Genomic DNA, 15,445 nt, shown 5'->3' on the forward strand with positions numbered 1-15,445 from the left:
TGGGTAGCGGCAGTGTCGACCAGTGTGATGACCTCATATGGATCATGTCTCCGCACCTCGATGCGGTGCGGGTGGAACGGGTATGGGTGGCGGGAGGCGTAGTCCGCATCGAGGCCCGCACTCGCGAGTTGTCGGTGGCGTGTCCGGACTGCGGTCGCGGCTCCGCGCGGGTGCACAGCCGCTACCGCCGCGCGCTGGCCGATGTTGCTGTGGGTGGCCGGCCGGTGGTCATCGAGCTGTCAGTGCGACGGTTGTTCTGTGACGGCCCGAGCTGCGGTCGGCGGACGTTCGCCGAGCAGGTCGAAGGGCTGACGGCGCGCTACCAGCGCCGCAGCCCGCTGCTGCAGCACCTGGTGGAGATGGCCGGAGTGCTCCTCGCCGGCCGTGGCGGCGCCCGGCTCCTGCGAATCCTGCAGGTACCGCTGTCGCGGACCAGCGTGCTGTTCCACTTGATGCGCCTGCCCCTTCCGCCGGCAGCGACCCCGCGGGTGTTGGGCGTGGACGACTTCGCGCTGTACGCGGACGTCTACGGAACCCTGCTGGTGGATGCCGACACCCGGCTGCCGATCGAGCTGTGGGCCGGCCGCGACGCCGAGCAATTGGCCACCTGGCTGCGGACGCACCCCGGTGTTGACGTCGCCTGCCGGGACGGCTCGCTGGTCTACCGACAGGGCATCGCCGACGGCGCCCCCAACGCGGTGCAGGTCAGCGACCGCTTCCACCTGTGGCAGGGCCTGTCGAAGCGGGTCGGCGATGTTGCCGCGGCCCACCGAGGATGCTTGTCCGCTGCGGTCCCGGAGCCCGAAGCTACATCACCGCCAACGAGCCCGGCGGCACCGTCCGACGAAGCCGACACCCCCGCCCGCCGCCACGCGAAGCGGCTGTTCGAGGCGGTGCACGCGGTGACCGACACTGGCCGCTCACTCAACTCGGCAGCCCGTGAGCTGGGCCTGAACCGCCGCACCGTGGGCAAGTACGCCCGGGCCGCCACCTGGCAGGAATGCGTACGCCGGATCCCGCCTCGTCGGCCCACGAGTCTTGATCCATACCTGGACTATCTGAGGCAGCGCTGGGAGGAGGGCGAGCACACCGCGACGGTGCTGCACCAGGAGATCTCCGCCAAGGGCTACGGCGGCCACTACCAACGGGTCAAGATGGCCATCGCACCATTACGCCGCGGCCTGCCGATCGACACCCCACGCGAGCGACCGCCCTCACCCCGCCAGGTCACCCGCTGGATCACCACCGCACCATCCCGACGCGACCTCCACACCACCGAGGCCCTCCGACGGCTGCTCACCCACTGCCCGGAACTGGCACGAACCCACGACCTGGTCCGTCAGTTCGCCGCCATGCTCGACGCCCGTGACGCCCGCCCGCTGGCGCACTGGCCCGAGCAACTGTCCGACGCCGGCCTCCCGGCCCTGGCCGGCCTGGCCAACGCCATCCGCGAGGACCGGGATAGGTGCGGCGTCGGTGTGGGAGTGATGGACCATCGTTTCGTCGCTCCCGCGGAGGTTGCGGATGCCGTCGGTTGTCGGACTGCTGGAACAGCACGAGCTTGCCGCCCGTCGTCGTGTGGACGGGCTGCGCGAGGAGGCCGACCGCATCCAGGCCGAGCTTGCAACGGCCGAGCAGGAATGGCTGGAGTGGACGATCGCCCGCGAGCGCGTTGATGCGGTGCTGTCCGCGCCGGGCGGCGATTCAGCCGACGCGGTGGCCGCCGAGCAACCGGGCCGTGCCGGGCTGGAAGCAGGGGTGCAGGCGTCGGCGCTCGTGGCGGCGAAGGCGAAGTCGCAGGTTCCGGTATGGCGCGAAGGGCTGGCCCGGACGGCACTGTCGGCGGACTACCAGCGCATCCTGGCCGCGCTCGCGGATCGGGTCCGTCTCGGCCAGGGCCCGCTGACCTGCCAGGAGATGACCGTCCTGTTCGGCATGGACGTGGTGCCGGCCAAGGTGGAGGCGCTGCGGTCGAAGGCGAAACGCCTGGTCTCGCGGGGCTGGCTGGCCGAGCCGGCACCGGGCCGGTTCACGCTCGCGCGGAGCGTGAGCGGGCCAGACGGCGGGTCATGACCATGGTCATCGACCAGTAGATCATCGCCTCGGCGCTGGTCGTGCGGCGTTCGAAGTCGCGCGCCAGGCGGCGGCTTCGCATCAGGTGGGCGAAGAGCCGCTCGACGATCCACCGCTTGGGCAGCACCGCGAAACCGCGCGTGTCGTCGCTGCGCTTGACGATCGCCAGGACCAGAGCGAGCGCGGCCAGGCAGTGCTCGACGAGGCTGCCGGTGTAACCGCCGTCGGCCCCGACGAGTTCCAGCCGGTGGTGAGCGTCGGCCACCCGCTCGAGCAGCACCTTCGCGGCGGCGCGGTCACCGATGTCCGCTGCGGTGACCATCACACCCAGCAGCAGGCCGAGGATGTCGACGACGACGTGCCGCTTGCGTCCGTTGATCAGCTTCCCGCCGTCGAAGCCGCGGCTGTCGGCACCCACCACGGCGTCCGCCTTGACCGACTGCGAGTCGATCACCCCGGCCGTCGGCTCCGCATCCCGCCCCGCCTCCAGGCGGACTCGGCCGCGCAGCCGGTCGTGGAACTCCCTGACCAGGGCGTTCTCGCGCCATCGGCGGAAGAACGCGTAGACCCGGCCCCACGGCGGGAAGTCGGCCGGCATCGCACGCCACTTGATGCCGTTGTCCACCAGGTAGCGGACGGCGTCCAATATCTGCCGGTGGCAGTACGCCTCCGGCTGCCCGCCCCGGTCACGCAGCCAGCCCGGCACCGGCAGCAGCGGCCGGACCACGGCCCACTCCGCGTCCGTCATGTCCGAGGGATACCGCCGAACACGCTCCGGGTGATCGACCGCATTCCCGATCCGGTGGGCGAGGCAATCACACGATGGTGCAGCCGAGTTGAACTCCACCGGCGTGAGCACGTAAAACTGCGGCAACAGGGTCTCCTGGATCTCGGTCGGCTTCGCAACCCCGAGCTACCAAGAGGCCCTGCCTTCATGCCCGCAGTCCGCCGCGATCACCCGATCGAGACTCCCGTTCGACGCCCGCCTCTCAAGACCGAAACGACAACAGCTACTAACTCTTCGCCAGTGTCCCGGTCACCGCATGGTTCGGCTGGTTGACTATCGGACTACTGCTGGCAGTCGCATTGCTGACGGGCACGGCAGCCATGTTCTTCCAGACCGCCTACAGCGCCTACCTCCCCAGCATTCTGGAACCCGATGACCAGCCCGAGGGCAACGCCAAACTGCACGGCAGCGCGTCCGCCGCACAGATCGTCGGGCTCGGCTCCGGCGGCCTGATTGCACAGGTGGCAGGTGCCGTGAACGGAATGTTCGCCAACGCCACGACATTCCTCGTCTCACTCCTCTGCCTGGCAGGCATCCGGCACCGCGAGCCACGCCTCACCAGAACCGAACATCGCTCCCAATCACTGGTCAGCGAAGTCCGCGAAGGTCTGCGGCTGATCGCCAACGATCCCTGGTTGCGCACACTGACGCTCTTCGGAGCTGCCTCCAACCTGGCTCTGATGGGGTACCAGTCAATCCAGGTGGTCTTCCTGGTCCGGAGCGTCGGCCTAACCCCCGGGCCGGTGGGCACACTCATCGCGGTCACCAGCGCTGGAGGCGTTGCCGGGGCCTTCGTCGCACGCCGGGTCGCTGACCGGATCGGCACGGCCCGCGCGACACTGTTGTTCGAACTGGGACTTCCCATGCTCGCTCTGCTCATCCCGCTGACCGTCGGCGGAGCCGGGATCCTGCTCTTTGTGACAGGCGGCTTCTACGTCTCCGCGGGCGTCGTGGCCGGCAACATCATCAAGGCCAGCTTCCAGCAACGCTACTGCCCGCCGGATCTCCTCGGACGCCTCACCGCAAGCACCGCATTCCTCAGCTACGGGACGATCCCCCTCGGAGCACTGCTCGGCGGCGCGCTCGGAACCGCGCTCGGCATCCGCACAGTAATGGCAATCACGACAACGGGGGTCCCGCTCGCCGCCCTCATCCTGTTCTTCTCTCCGATCCGGCGATCCCGAGACCTGCCGACGTCCCGTCAGCCAACGAGCAACTCCAAACCCCCGCTGAATCCCGATGGCGAGCCGGTCCTACCTCGTCAGTGACCACGAGTGCGCAGTCCCACCTGAAACTGACGGCACCCAGATCAGCGGCCCTCTCTCCTCCGCCCTGAACGAGACGGGACACCGGGCCCGAGGCGCGCACGGACCGAGGAAATGAACACGGCAACGGGACGAGGACCTGTGGACGCAGGGCGGGACTCCCGTGAAAGCCGCTGTTCAGAGCAACGCCGGTGGACAGCCGGACGCGGAACCTACAATGGTGATCATGGTGTCCTCCTCGGAGGTGCTCTCGTACCCCGCCCACGCGAGCCCGGTGGATTTCGGGAAGTGATCCGGACACGGCCGGGGATGTCCGTTCAGAACACGCGGTCGCGCCGGATGTGGTGTGGGATCAGGTCGAGGAAGGCATGCAGCGCCCGCGTCGGCGGACGCGTCGCGGAGGCGACCACGCTGAGCGTCCAGGCCAGTCGGGCGTCCGCGAGGGGGACGGTACAAACGGCGTCCCCGGCCGCCGCGGCGAAGTCCGGGGGCAACAGCGCCACGCCCAAGCCGTGCGCCACGTAGTCCGCGATCGTGGTGATGTCCGAGACCTCGATGAGGACCCGCCGGGACAGCTCCTCCTTCGTAAACGCGTCGTCCGCGATCTGGCGTTGCCCGAAACCGGCGGGCATGTCGACGAAGGATTCCCCGGCGATGTCTCTGAGCCGCACACGCTTCCGGCGGGCCAGTGGGTGAGCGGCGGGGACCAGCAGCTGGACCTCGTACCTCTTGATGGCCCTCGATCTGAGGTGTTCGTCCTTGATGTCGGCTCCTACGAAGGCCACGTCGACGTGGCTCTCCTTGATCCGCTCGATCAGCCCGGAGGTTCCCCGCTGGGAGGTCTCGGTGCGCAACCGGACCTCGGGATGACGGCGGTGGAATTCACCGGCCAGCGCGGGTACGTCGATCACCGTCAGCCCGCTGAGGACGCCAACGGTGAGGCTGCCGCGCAGCCCCGTGGAGAGCGGCTCCACTGCCGCCCGGGCCCGGTCGAGTACCTCGATCGCGGTCCGCGCCTCGGGGAGGAACGCCGAGCCGGCCTCCGTCAGTCTGACCGACCGCGTGGAGCGGAGGAGCAGTTCGGTCCGGAGTTCGTGCTCCAGGGCCTTGATGCCGGCCGAGAGCGTGGACTGAGTGACGTGCAGCCGCTGGGCCGCCCGCGTGAAGTTCAGCTCCTCGGCGACGGTGATGAAGTACTCCAGCCGCTTCTGGTCCACACTCACCTCATTCATCGGTATGTCCGATCGAATATTCGAAAACATTCGTTGGACACGATAGCCGGGCAGGGCGACTGTTGTCGTGCGGGCCAACGCCCGGACCAGGAAACGTCAGCGAAAGAGGATGACCATGCGCGTACTGCTCACAGGCGGCACCGGCTACATCGGAGCCGCGGTGCTCGATCGGCTCATCTCCGGCGGCCATCAGGTCACTGCCCTGGTCCGCTCAGCCGAGAAGGCCGAGCTGGTGCGGGCCAAGGGCGCCGAGCCTGCGGTTGCCGACCTGGCAGACGGCCACGCCCTGGAGGAACTCGCGACTGCAAGCGACGGCGTGATCCACCTGGCGTCGCCAGGCGACGAGACCAGCGCGACCGTCGACGAGGTCGCCGTCACCAGCTTCCTGCACGCGCTGCGGAACACGGACCGGCCGTTCGTGCACACCACCGGCGTCTGGCTGCACGGCAGCGGTTCGGCGATCACCGAGTCGTCCGGAATGAACGCCCCGCGGCTGACCGCCTGGCGGGCGCCGCTCGACAAGCTCGTGCGCGACGCGCAGAGCGTCCGGACCTCGGTCATCGCACCGGCAGTGGTGTACGGCCACGGCGGCGGTCTGCTGAACCTCGTCGCCGCCGGTCCTCGAACCAGCGGAAACACCCCGGCGCTCACCATGATCGGTTCCGGTGACCAGCACTGGAGCACCGTGCACGTGGACGACCTGGCCGAGCTTTACGTGCTCGCGCTGGAGAAGGCCCCGGCCGGTTCGTACTTCATTGGCGCCAGCGGTACGAACCCGACCGTACGGGAGATCACCGAAGCGGTGAGCCGCTCCGTCGGCCTGGCCGGACGCGTCGAGCCCGAACCCGTCGTGCAGACGCTCGATCGGCTCGGCGAGGCCCTTCTCCTCGACCAGCAGGCTTCCGGCGACACGGCCCGGCGTGTCTTGGGCTGGTCCCCCACGGGACAGTCGGTCCTCGACGACATCGCGCGTACTGACTTCTGAGAAAGGCCCGCGCCCCGGGCCCTGCCCGGCCGCAACCCTTTTTGAGGAACTTCGACATGAGTACTCCCACCGCTCCAACCGGGTCAGGTCATCGCCGTCCTGCTGGGCCCGGTCCCCAGTCGGCGGAACAGTCCCGCCCATCCGTGCCTCGCGGCAGCTCGCTGGCCGTCGCGGCAGCCATCGCAGCCGGCATGGTGGTGCCGGTACAGGCCCGTCTGAACGGCGAGCTGAGTCATCGCCTCGACGACGGCATCGCCGCGGCGGCGATCAGTTTCTCGGGCGGACTCGTCCTGTTGTCCCTCCTCGCGCTCTTCTCCCCCGGGCTGCGCGGCGCGCTGCGCCGCCTGGCCGGCGCTTCACGGGGTGGCCGGCTTCCCCGCCGGTACCTGCTGGCCGGTGTGCTCGGCGGCACGTTCGCCCTGGCCCAGTCCACCGCCGCGCTGGTCACTGGAGTCGCCGTGTTCACCGTGTCGGCCATCGCCGGTCAGACCTTCGGCGGTCTGATCGTGGACAGCCGGGGTATCGGCGGCGGCCTGCGGCAGCGCCCGGGCGCCGCCCGGCTCACGGGAGCGGCCGTCATCCTGGTGGCCGCAGTCGTGTCCGCCCTGCCCCGTTTCGCCGACACCCTCGCGCCGGCCACGATCATCCTGCCAACCCTCGCCGCCATCGCCGCCGGCTTCCTCCTCGGTGTGCAGCAGGCACTCAACGGAGCGACGACGGCCGCGTCGGGCTCGCCGATCGCAGCGACCTGGCTCAACTTCCTTGTCGGTGCGGTGTTCCTCGCCGCGGCCTGGGGGGTGAAAACACTCGTGCAGGGGACCGCGGGGGGCCCGCTGCCCACCAGCTTGTGGGTCTACCTCGGTGGTCTGTGCGGCGTGGTGTTCATCGGCGCCTCGGCGTTCCTGGTGCGCCGGATCGGTGTCCTGCTGCTGAGCATGGCCTCTATCGCGGGGCAGCTCGCCAGTTCGATCGCCCTGGACTTCCTGGTCCCTTCGGGCGGTCGGTCCCCCTCCGTCCTCACCGTCCTCGGTGCGTTGCTCACGTTTGGCGCCGTCTGGATTGCCTCCCGACGCCCTCGTGACACCACCGCGAAGTGATCCACGTCCGCGCCCGGACCGGACGCGGACCCGACCCACCACCCCTCTCTCGATGGAGAAGCAACACAGTGCCGCCCACGGCACGAAAGGAACCACAGGTGTCCCAGAACCAGCCGCAGAACAACGAACGCATCCTGATCAAGGGCGCATACCTGATGACGCAGGACGACAAGCTCGGCAACTTCGTGGGCGACATCCTCATCGCCCACGGCAGGATCCTCAAGGTCGGCCGGGACCTGTCCGACGACCGGGCCAGGGTCATCGACGGCACAGGGAACGCCGTACTGCCCGGTTTCATTGATACCCACCGCCACAACTGGCAGGGAGCGCTGCGCAATCTCGGCCCCGCCTGGACCTACCAGGAGTACCGCAGCCAGGTGCAAATCGGCCTCGGACAGTACTTCGACCCCCGGGACGTACACATCGGCAACCTGGCAGCGGACCTGATGTCCCTCGACTCCGGGGTGACGACCGTTCGGGACGAATCGCACATCAGCAACAGCCCCGAGCACTCGGACGCGGCGATCGCCGCGCACTGGGAGTCGGGCATCCGTGCCGTCTTCGGCCACGGCTGGCCGTCGACGGAGGCCGAACAGTGGCAGTTCGGCAGCAACCGCACCCACCCCGACGACATTCGGCGCATCCGCAACGAGGTCCTCTCCGACGACTCGGCGCGGGTGACCCTCAACGCAATGCTCCGCGGACCGGAGCTGTCCACCCCCGATGTGTCCGAGCGTGACATCCAGCTCGCCCGTGAACTGGGCCTGCGCATCAGCATGCACGTGGGCCTCGGCGAGTGGGGGGCGGAGCAGCAGGCCGTACGGCAACTGGAGGAGGCCGGGCTGCTCGCCTCCGACATGACGTTCATCCACCTGTGCACGTCGACCGACGAGGAGCTGAGAATGCTGGCCGCACGCGGCGCCACCGCGTCCGTGGCTGGCGCCCTCGAGGTCTTCATGCCGGGCCTGGGCCAGCCGGCCACCAACCGGCTGCTGGCCGCCGGTGTCCGCCCGAGCCTCAGCGTGGACACCGAGACGATCGTAAGCGGCGACATGTTCGGCGTCATGCGGGCGACCCTCGCTTACCAGCAGCTGATCCTCGCCGGTGCGGCCGGGCCCATGGACCGTGTTCCCGGCCTGCCCACGTTCGACGCCGCCGACCTGCTGTCCTTCGCGACCATCGAGGGCGCACGGGCCGCGGGGATCGACGACCGCACCGGCAGCCTGACCCCGGGCAAGGAGGCAGACCTGATCATGATCCGCCTCGATCACACCAACATGCTGCCCGCCACGGACGCCGCGGCCACGATCGTCGCGGGCGGCCACGCCGGCAATGTCGACCTGGTCGTGGTGGCCGGTGCCATCCTCAAGGAGAACGGCGTACTGAAGGGAGGCGACGCCGTCTTCGACGAGGCCGCGGCCTCCCGTGACCGGCTCTTCCACGCCGCCGGTCTGCCGCTTCCGGTCTGAGCCGACCACCAGGCAGGCACGGGGCCGACGCGAACGACGACCCGGCCGACAGATGCACGTCACCGTGGCGCACCGGAAACCGCTTCGACACGCAACCGGCGTCCCCGTAGCAGCAGAGCTGCGCACCCGTGCCACCGCTCTGATTCGCGACCTGCGGCGGACTCTTCGACCGCCGCAGGCGAGGTGTACGCATTTACTGCGGCAGGACCGGAGGGGCGGAACGGACGTGGCGATCGAACCGGTGACCGAACTCGGGAGCGGGGGCGTGCTGCGTGTGCCGCGCGCCCGGGTGGTGCCCCTGTCCGCCCCGCCCGCGTCGTACACCGCGGCGGTCGAGCGATACCTCACCGGCGCCGGGATCGCGAAGTCCTCCGCGCGGATCTACCGGATCTCGCTGACGACGTGGGGATGGATGCTCGCCGGGGAACCGGCGCCGACCGGACCCGCCCGCCGGGGCGCGAAGCCGCCCGTCTTCCCCGTCGCCGCGATCGACGACCCGGCGCTGCCGGAGGCTCTGGCCGAGCTGGCGGCGGCACGGGCGGACGAGATGGACGCCGACACCGTCAACCGGGAGCTGTCCATCGCCCGCAAGGCGATCGGATGGTGGCAGCGCCAGGGCTGGATCATCGGCGACCCGACGGTCGGCATCGAGCGGCGGGTCGCCGCCCGACCGCACCAAAGCCCTGGCCGAGAACCAGATCGCCGCCCTGTGGCGCCTGGACGTCTCACTGCGGGAGAAGACGCAGTGGAAGGTGCTCTACGAGTCCGCCGCACGGGCCGACGAGGTACTGTGCCTGAACGTCGAAGGCCTGTACCCGCAGGACAAGCGAGGGAAAATCACTGCCAAGGGCGGGGCGACGGAGTGGATTCACTGGCAGTCCGGCACCGCCCAGCTCCTGCCCCGCCTCATCGCCCGCCGTACCCGCGGCCCGCTATTCCTCACCGACCGCAAAGCCCCCGCCGGAACACCGACGCTCGACGTGTGCCCCGAGACCGGCCGGGCCCGGCTCTCCTACCGTCGCGCTGAGGAGATCTTCGAGGAGAACACCCGGCTGCTGGCCAACCCCCTCGCCTCACCCGACGACATCGAGGATCTCGACGGCTGGACGCTTCACCGGCTCCGTCACAGTGCCCTGACGCACGACGCGGAAGACGGCACCTCCACCCCGATGTTGCTGGCACGCTCCCGCCACGCATCCGTCCGCTCCCTGGAGCGGTACGCCCGCCCCGGCGTCGACTCGGTCGCCCGACACGTCGCCGAACGCGACCCCGCCGCACGTCGTGGGACGTGACCCTCGCCGTTTGCGGCTGGTGACGATCCTGCTGGCTTATTGTGCGGTGGCCTCGACGGTGTCCTCCGACTTGCGGGCCAGCAAGTGGGCGTCGAGGAAGCCCCGCTCAGAGGCCGGGTCGTGGAGCAGCCGGGCGAACGTGACGAGCCCGGCCCGGGCCAGCAGCTCGGCGAACCGGTCCGCCGGCCAGCTATAGGCGGGCGTCACCTTGTGGTCGAAGCGGACCGGCTCGGGCCCGTCGGTCGCGAAGAACGAGACCAGGAGCAGGCCCCCTGGTGCCAGGGCACGCGCCTGCTCGGCGAGCAGCGCGGGTAATTCCCCAGGAGGGGTGTGAATCATCGAGTAGTGGGCCAGCACGCCGCCGAGCGCGCCGTCCTCGACTGGCAGGGCCTCCATTCGCGCCTCGTCGAACTGCAGCGCCGGATGGGCCCGCCGGGCGTGGTCGACCATGGCTGGGGAAAGGTCGAGCCCGAAGGCATCCAGCCCCAGGTCATGCAGCATGGCCGTCAGATGTCCGGGCCCGCAGCCGACATCGGCCGCCCGGGGGTTCCCCGTCCCGCGCACCAGCTCGGCAAAGATGCCGATCATGTTCCGCGAGAACGGCTGCTTCTCCAGCCGATCAGCGAACATCGACGCATACAGCTCGACGACCCCGTCGTAGGCCGCCCTGGTCTCGTCCTGGTGCTCCACCACGGGAAGGAAGTTAACACCCGCCGTTCGCAGCTGTTCTCCCACCTCGTGCCGAATCCCGCGCCCGTCGCCGCGGACGCTCTCGCTACCACGACAAGACCACCACCCGGCTCCGCAATGAGGCCGGTGGGACCCGGAGCCGATACGCCGTTGGCGACCACAGTCGGTCACCAACTGGCTGGGTTCCTCAGGGAACCGGCGACAGTTGATTAGGCGATCACACCAGTAAGACCCCTATTCGGTCACGCGGCAAGGGAGAGATCGAGTCGGGCAAGGTGGCTGACGCGGGTGCGGTCGAGCGGGTGGCCGTTCCACCAGGCATCGAGGCGGATGAGGTTGAGCGCAACGGCGGAGAAGACATGCTCCAGGTGGGTCTTCTGAAGACCGAGGTAGCGGGCACGTCTCATCCCGGTGACCGCGACGGCCTGGTGGATGGTTCCCTCGATGCCCGCGCGGGTTCCGTACTTGGCTCGCCACTGCTCGTCGCCCTGCTGGAGACGGGCATGGTCGAGGACTTCTTGCAGTTCGCGGGGTTGCAGGGAGAGGGTCCGGCCGCCGGTCTTCGAGCGGGTGCACTGGTCGTGCACCGGGCAGGGGCGGCATGTCTCCTTGTCGAACTTGATGACGATGGCCTTGGTGCCGCGCAGAGTGGCGGGGCTCCACCAGGTGCTGGTGTCCCCGCGTGGGCAGGTGGCCTGCCGCTTGTCCCAGTCGATGGTGAACGCGGTGCGGTCGAACCCGGCGCCGGCACGCGCCTGGGGTGAGCTGTTCAGCAGGACCGGGGTGACCAGGGTGACTCCGAAGTTCTTCTTCATGCCCACGATCAACTCGGCGGAGGCGTAACCGGAGTCGAGGAAGTGCTCGGCGGGCAGGAGATCGCGGGCGGCGAGCATGTGATGGACCGGTTCGGTCATTTCCGCGTCGGTCACAGTGGCGTCGGTGGTCGCGATGCTGGTGATCAAGCGCGGCGGCGGTCCGTCGGCTCCAGGGATCAGCGCCTGGCCGCCGGAAGCCGAGTCCTGGTCATCGGCATCGTCGCAGGACTCGCTGATGTGGATCTTGTAGCCGGTCCACCAGGAGCCCTGTTTGAGGCCGTAGCGCGCGTTCGTGTCGTACGGAGAGGCCAGCCGCAGTCTGCCGGGCGGGAGGTCTTTGCTCTCCCGCCGCTTCACCTCCGCTCCGGTCTCGGTCACGGTGCGGTGGTAGTTCTGCACCCACATCGTGCGCAGGACCTGCACCGCCGGGAGCTCGCGCAGCCAGGCCGGGGTATCAGGGGCGTGCACCGCCTCCAGCAGCGCGAACCCGTCCCGGCCGTAGACCAGGGCCATCTCCTCGCGTTTGCTCGTGGAAGCCGGCGGATGCCAGGAGTGAGTCCGCGGGCCGTAGCGGTCGGCCCATTCCCGAACGGGCACCGCCCCGGCCAGCCAGTCCGGGGCCGCGCAGGCCAGCGCCTCCAGCGTGGCCCGCAGTGTTTCCCCGGCCAGCTCCAGCCTGTTCAGGTCGCGTACTGCCGCCAGTACACGGGTGGAGTCGGTGCGCTGCCTGCCTCCCGCCTTCACCAGGCCCCGGTCCTTGAGGGCGGTCAGCAGCAGGTCGAGCACCTTCTCCTCCATCCCGTGCTCGACCAGCCGTGTGCGGAACTCGGACAGCACCGAGGCGTCGAACCCGGGATCATCCAGCTCCAGGCCGAGCGCGTACTTCAGGTCCATGCCGTACCGCACCCGATGCGCTGCCGCCCGGTCGGTGAGGTTCTCGGCGAACTGCAACACCGTCACCAGCGCCAGCTGGCCCGGTGACCAGCCCGGCCTCCCTCTGGATCCGAACGCCTCGGCGAACTCGGCGTCCGCGAACAACTCGCCCAGCTCGTCACGGACCCGCATCGCCAGCGGGTACGGGCCCCGTGCCGCCACAGCCCGCGCCACCTGCGCGGTCAGCTCAGGCACCTTCGGCCACGGCCTCGGCCGCATCGACATTCCACACCCCACCCGCGACCGGGATCGCCAAGACGGCCGCTGCTGGCCTGTCCAACGAGCTGCCAGCCCCGCCGGGCACGGAATAAGAGGGTGTCTCACGTGGTGTGAGGTGGATGCGGCATGATGTTTTGCCATGGGTGTTGGTTTGTCGCAGCGGTTGGTTCCTGACGAACTCTGGTCGCTCGTCGCACCGTTGCTGCCTCCCTTCGCTTCCCGTCCGCAGGGAGGCGGTACGGCTCCGGTTGATGAGCGGGCCGTGTTCACGGCTGTGGTGTACGTGCTGACCAGCGGCTGTGCCTGGCGGCATCTGCCGGAGACGTTCGGCGTCTCGCCGGCCACCGCGCACCGCCGGTTTTCCGCATGGACCAGGGACGGGCTGTGGCGGCGGCTGCACCAGGCCGTTCTGGACGAGCTCGGCGCCCGCGGCGAGGTGGACTGGACCTCGGCCATCGTGGACGCGGCCTCCGTCCGCGCGAAAAGGGGGGATCGCTGACCGGGCGCAATCCGGTCGACCGGGGCAAGAGGGGCAGCAAGCTCCACGTCCTGTCCGACGCCCAGGGCCTCCCTCTCGCTCTTGGCGTCTCCGGCGCGAACGTCCATGACAGCCAGGCGCTGCTGCCGCTGGTCCTGGGCATCCCCGCCATCCGCTCCCGGCGCGGTCCGCGAAGGCGCCGCCCCGGCAGACTCCGCGCGGACAAGGCGTACCACTCCGCCGACAGGCTGAAGTGGCTGCGCGAGCGGGGCATCGTCCCGCGCATCGCCAGGCCCGGCATCGAGTCCAGCGAACGGCTCGGCCGGCACCGCTGGAAGATCGAACGGTCGATCTCGTGGCTTTTCGGCTACCGCCGCCTGACCGTCCGATACGAGCGAAAGGGCAGCCACTTCCTGGCCTTCCTCGGACTCGCGGCGACCCTGACCTGCTACAAGAAGCTCGCAAAACTCACCACGTGAGACACCCTCTAAGCCAGCAGGATCGGTGACAGCATTCTTACCGGCACCCCGTCGTGGGCGTCGGCGGTGGGGACATCCCAGACTGGTCCTTCACCGTTGGCCTGTGGCATTCATATCGAATCCCAGAGGTCGCCATGCTCGGTCTGGAGCTTCACGGACTGATGCACTGGGTCAATGCCGGGGCCGCCGAGCTGCGTGACGGGGCTGCGACAGAGCCCGGCACGCTGCTCTCAGGTGTCGTCGAGGGGTACGAGATCCAGGTCCAACCGGTGAACGTCGGCTGGCACCGTCCTCTGCTGGGCACGGCCGTCGGCTTCTATCGCCAGGCCCCGGTCCCCGTCGTCCAGCTCGTCTGGCCCGACCGGGATCACCGCTGGCCGTCGGACGAGCAGGCCAGCCCGGGCTGCCGCGCGCAGCCCAGTCTGTGGCTTCCGGTCGATGAGCACCCGACCGGAGTCTGGACCGAGGAGGCGGCCGAGTCGTGAGCGGGTGCGAGCCGATGGGCGGATGTCGGCGTGGATGCGCCGCATACGGCACGGCCGATCACTTCCGGGCGCTCGACTGATCGCCGGCTGCGTGGTCCGGACGGTGCGGTGCGGGCCGCACGCGCAAACCGGTGCCGGGGGTGCCGGTTTCAAGGTCTTGCGTGTGACAGGTGTACGCCCGGGCCCTCCGCATCTCGGGGGAACCTCATTTCGACGAGCAGGGCCGTCCCGGCCTGGGAGACGACCTGGCGGCCGTCGTCCTGGACGCGGACACGGGGATAGGACCCGATAGAGTGCTTCACCTGGGAAGTGCCTCCGGCGGTGGCAGGAACAAGGACCTCGACAATCCTCATTCTTGCTGGCCAGAGGCACTTTCTGCTTTCCTGACCGCCTGCCGGACGGTCCGCTTCATGAAAGCGCGAGGCTAATGGTGGAGCGGTCCGTGCTGAATCAGCAGGCCAGTACGTAGCGGGTAGCCCCCGTGTCGAAGGTGCACGAGGATGACCAGGAGCTGGTCGACGAAGGCCGGCCGGTGCTTCGCGACGGCGCCCACAGTCTGCTTCCGCGGCTTGGACGCAAGCCTGGTCTGGTGCCGTTCATGCCACAACGGTTCCTGGCTCTGCAATGAGTTCAGCGATCACTTCGGCCGAGAGGCTCGTGATTCTCCGGTCATCGGTGATCGCCGCACGCACCCCGTTCCTCACCACACAACCATGATCGGCGATCAAGAAATCGGCGTCTCGCCGCTCACCGTGCACGAACTCATTGACGATACATACCTTTTGTTCTGATCTGTCTTCAAGTAGTTGAAAGCAGAGGAGAGCAAGTGCCGTTGGTCATTCATTTTGTTACATCTGGATGACCGGCAGACGATGTGGGGATTCGAGAGTGGCGTGAAGGCGATCCCGGCTCCCCGAAAACCGCGAGCATGCCCTACAGCGATGCGAAGAGGCCTGCCTGGCGAAGCTTCGCCGCTAAAAGTGCTGTTCAGAGGCATGTTGCGGGAAAGTGTCACCTCAAGTGGGTTTCTGTTCAAGTGCGTTGAAGGATCAGCCGATCAGTCGATGAGATCCGGACAACCAACCGCTCACCTCTGCCTGTTTGCTTAATTCCTTGAAAGCATCGAGCTGCTTCAGGCGGTGCACG

14 protein-coding genes and 1 pseudogene are annotated in these 15,445 nt (G+C 68.8%); 10 read left to right on the plus strand and 5 right to left on the minus strand.

Annotation, left to right across the window (positions count from 1 at the left end; genetic code table 11):
• The first annotated feature begins 44 nt into the window (after nucleotides 1–44).
• Both ACZ8ZB_RS00515 and ACZ8ZB_RS00520 read left to right on the plus strand, forming a co-directional pair.
• Nucleotides 45–1,676, plus strand: a complete 1,632-nt coding sequence (locus tag ACZ8ZB_RS00515; RefSeq protein WP_470735735.1) for an ISL3 family transposase — start codon at nucleotides 45–47, stop codon at nucleotides 1,674–1,676.
• On the plus strand, nucleotides 1,579–2,073 hold the full coding sequence (locus tag ACZ8ZB_RS00520; protein ID WP_470735736.1) for a hypothetical protein: 495 nt from the start codon (nucleotides 1,579–1,581) through the stop codon (nucleotides 2,071–2,073). The genes ACZ8ZB_RS00515 and ACZ8ZB_RS00520 overlap by 98 nt, the downstream gene beginning before the upstream one ends.
• Here ACZ8ZB_RS00520 and ACZ8ZB_RS00525 read toward each other — a convergent pair.
• On the minus strand, nucleotides 2,030–2,821 hold the full coding sequence (locus ACZ8ZB_RS00525) for an IS5 family transposase (RefSeq protein WP_470735737.1): 792 nt from the start codon (nucleotides 2,819–2,821) through the stop codon (nucleotides 2,030–2,032). The two genes, ACZ8ZB_RS00520 and ACZ8ZB_RS00525, sit on opposite strands and share 44 nt — an antisense overlap.
• A gap of 269 nt (nucleotides 2,822–3,090) precedes the next feature.
• Here ACZ8ZB_RS00525 and ACZ8ZB_RS00530 point away from each other — a divergent pair.
• A pseudogene (locus ACZ8ZB_RS00530) lies at nucleotides 3,091–4,128 on the plus strand (MFS transporter); the annotation flags it as partial.
• A 314-nt stretch (nucleotides 4,129–4,442) separates the two neighbouring features.
• Here the strand turns inward: ACZ8ZB_RS00530 and ACZ8ZB_RS00535 are convergent.
• Nucleotides 4,443–5,342, minus strand: a complete 900-nt coding sequence (locus ACZ8ZB_RS00535) for a LysR family transcriptional regulator (RefSeq protein WP_470735738.1) — start codon at nucleotides 5,340–5,342, stop codon at nucleotides 4,443–4,445.
• A gap of 130 nt (nucleotides 5,343–5,472) precedes the next feature.
• Between ACZ8ZB_RS00535 and ACZ8ZB_RS00540 the strand changes: the two genes are divergently transcribed.
• The 3 genes from ACZ8ZB_RS00540 to ACZ8ZB_RS00550 all read left to right on the plus strand — a co-directional run bounded on the left by ACZ8ZB_RS00540 (nucleotide 5,473) and on the right by ACZ8ZB_RS00550 (nucleotide 8,908).
• Entirely contained in the window at nucleotides 5,473–6,342 is an 870-nt protein-coding gene (locus tag ACZ8ZB_RS00540) for an NAD-dependent epimerase/dehydratase family protein (RefSeq protein ID WP_470735739.1), read from the plus strand.
• 143 nt (nucleotides 6,343–6,485) lie between these two features.
• On the plus strand, nucleotides 6,486–7,439 hold the full coding sequence (locus ACZ8ZB_RS00545) for a DMT family transporter (protein WP_470735740.1): 954 nt from the start codon (nucleotides 6,486–6,488) through the stop codon (nucleotides 7,437–7,439).
• A 98-nt stretch (nucleotides 7,440–7,537) separates the two neighbouring features.
• Nucleotides 7,538–8,908, plus strand: coding sequence for an amidohydrolase family protein (locus ACZ8ZB_RS00550; protein WP_470735741.1), 1,371 nt, complete (start codon nucleotides 7,538–7,540; stop codon nucleotides 8,906–8,908).
• Between the two features lie 381 nt (nucleotides 8,909–9,289).
• On the opposite strand, the gene ACZ8ZB_RS00555 is transcribed toward ACZ8ZB_RS00550, so the two are convergent.
• A complete protein-coding gene (locus ACZ8ZB_RS00555; RefSeq protein WP_470735742.1) occupies nucleotides 9,290–9,556 on the minus strand; it encodes a hypothetical protein in 267 nt (88 codons plus the stop codon).
• An 80-nt stretch (nucleotides 9,557–9,636) separates the two neighbouring features.
• On the opposite strand from ACZ8ZB_RS00555, the gene ACZ8ZB_RS00560 reads away from it, so the two are divergent.
• Nucleotides 9,637–10,200: a site-specific integrase gene (locus ACZ8ZB_RS00560; RefSeq protein WP_470741386.1), complete on the plus strand. Its 564-nt coding sequence runs from the start codon at nucleotides 9,637–9,639 to the stop codon at nucleotides 10,198–10,200.
• Between the two features lie 36 nt (nucleotides 10,201–10,236).
• Here the strand turns inward: ACZ8ZB_RS00560 and ACZ8ZB_RS00565 are convergent, their stop codons facing one another.
• Together ACZ8ZB_RS00565 and ACZ8ZB_RS00570 are read right to left on the minus strand one after the other, a co-directional pair.
• The gene (locus ACZ8ZB_RS00565) at nucleotides 10,237–10,893 is read right to left on the minus strand and encodes a class I SAM-dependent methyltransferase (RefSeq protein ID WP_004993909.1); all 657 of its coding nucleotides are present in this window, start codon (nucleotides 10,891–10,893) and stop codon (nucleotides 10,237–10,239) included.
• Nucleotides 10,894–11,132: 239 nt separating this feature from the next.
• Nucleotides 11,133–12,833 carry an IS1182 family transposase gene (locus ACZ8ZB_RS00570; protein ID WP_470735743.1) on the minus strand — a complete coding sequence of 567 codons (1,701 nt, stop codon included), beginning with the start codon at nucleotides 12,831–12,833 and terminating at the stop codon, nucleotides 11,133–11,135.
• 175 nt (nucleotides 12,834–13,008) lie between these two features.
• On the opposite strand from ACZ8ZB_RS00570, the gene ACZ8ZB_RS00575 reads away from it, so the two are divergent.
• The 3 genes from ACZ8ZB_RS00575 to ACZ8ZB_RS00585 all read left to right on the plus strand — a co-directional run bounded on the left by ACZ8ZB_RS00575 (nucleotide 13,009) and on the right by ACZ8ZB_RS00585 (nucleotide 15,090).
• Nucleotides 13,009–13,814, plus strand: a protein-coding gene (locus tag ACZ8ZB_RS00575; protein WP_470741387.1) for an IS5 family transposase whose coding sequence is annotated in 2 segments (ribosomal slippage) — nucleotides 13,009–13,339 and nucleotides 13,339–13,814 — 807 coding nt in all. Because the reading frame shifts where the segments join, the coding sequence is not laid out codon by codon here.
• 53 nt (nucleotides 13,815–13,867) lie between these two features.
• A complete protein-coding gene (locus ACZ8ZB_RS00580; protein WP_470735744.1) occupies nucleotides 13,868–14,299 on the plus strand; it encodes a DUF4262 domain-containing protein in 432 nt (143 codons plus the stop codon).
• A 500-nt stretch (nucleotides 14,300–14,799) separates the two neighbouring features.
• Nucleotides 14,800–15,090, plus strand: a complete 291-nt coding sequence (locus ACZ8ZB_RS00585) for a hypothetical protein (protein WP_470735745.1) — start codon at nucleotides 14,800–14,802, stop codon at nucleotides 15,088–15,090.
• Nucleotides 15,091–15,445 lie beyond the last annotated feature (355 nt).

The organism is Streptomyces sp. 12E (assembly GCF_055633275.1).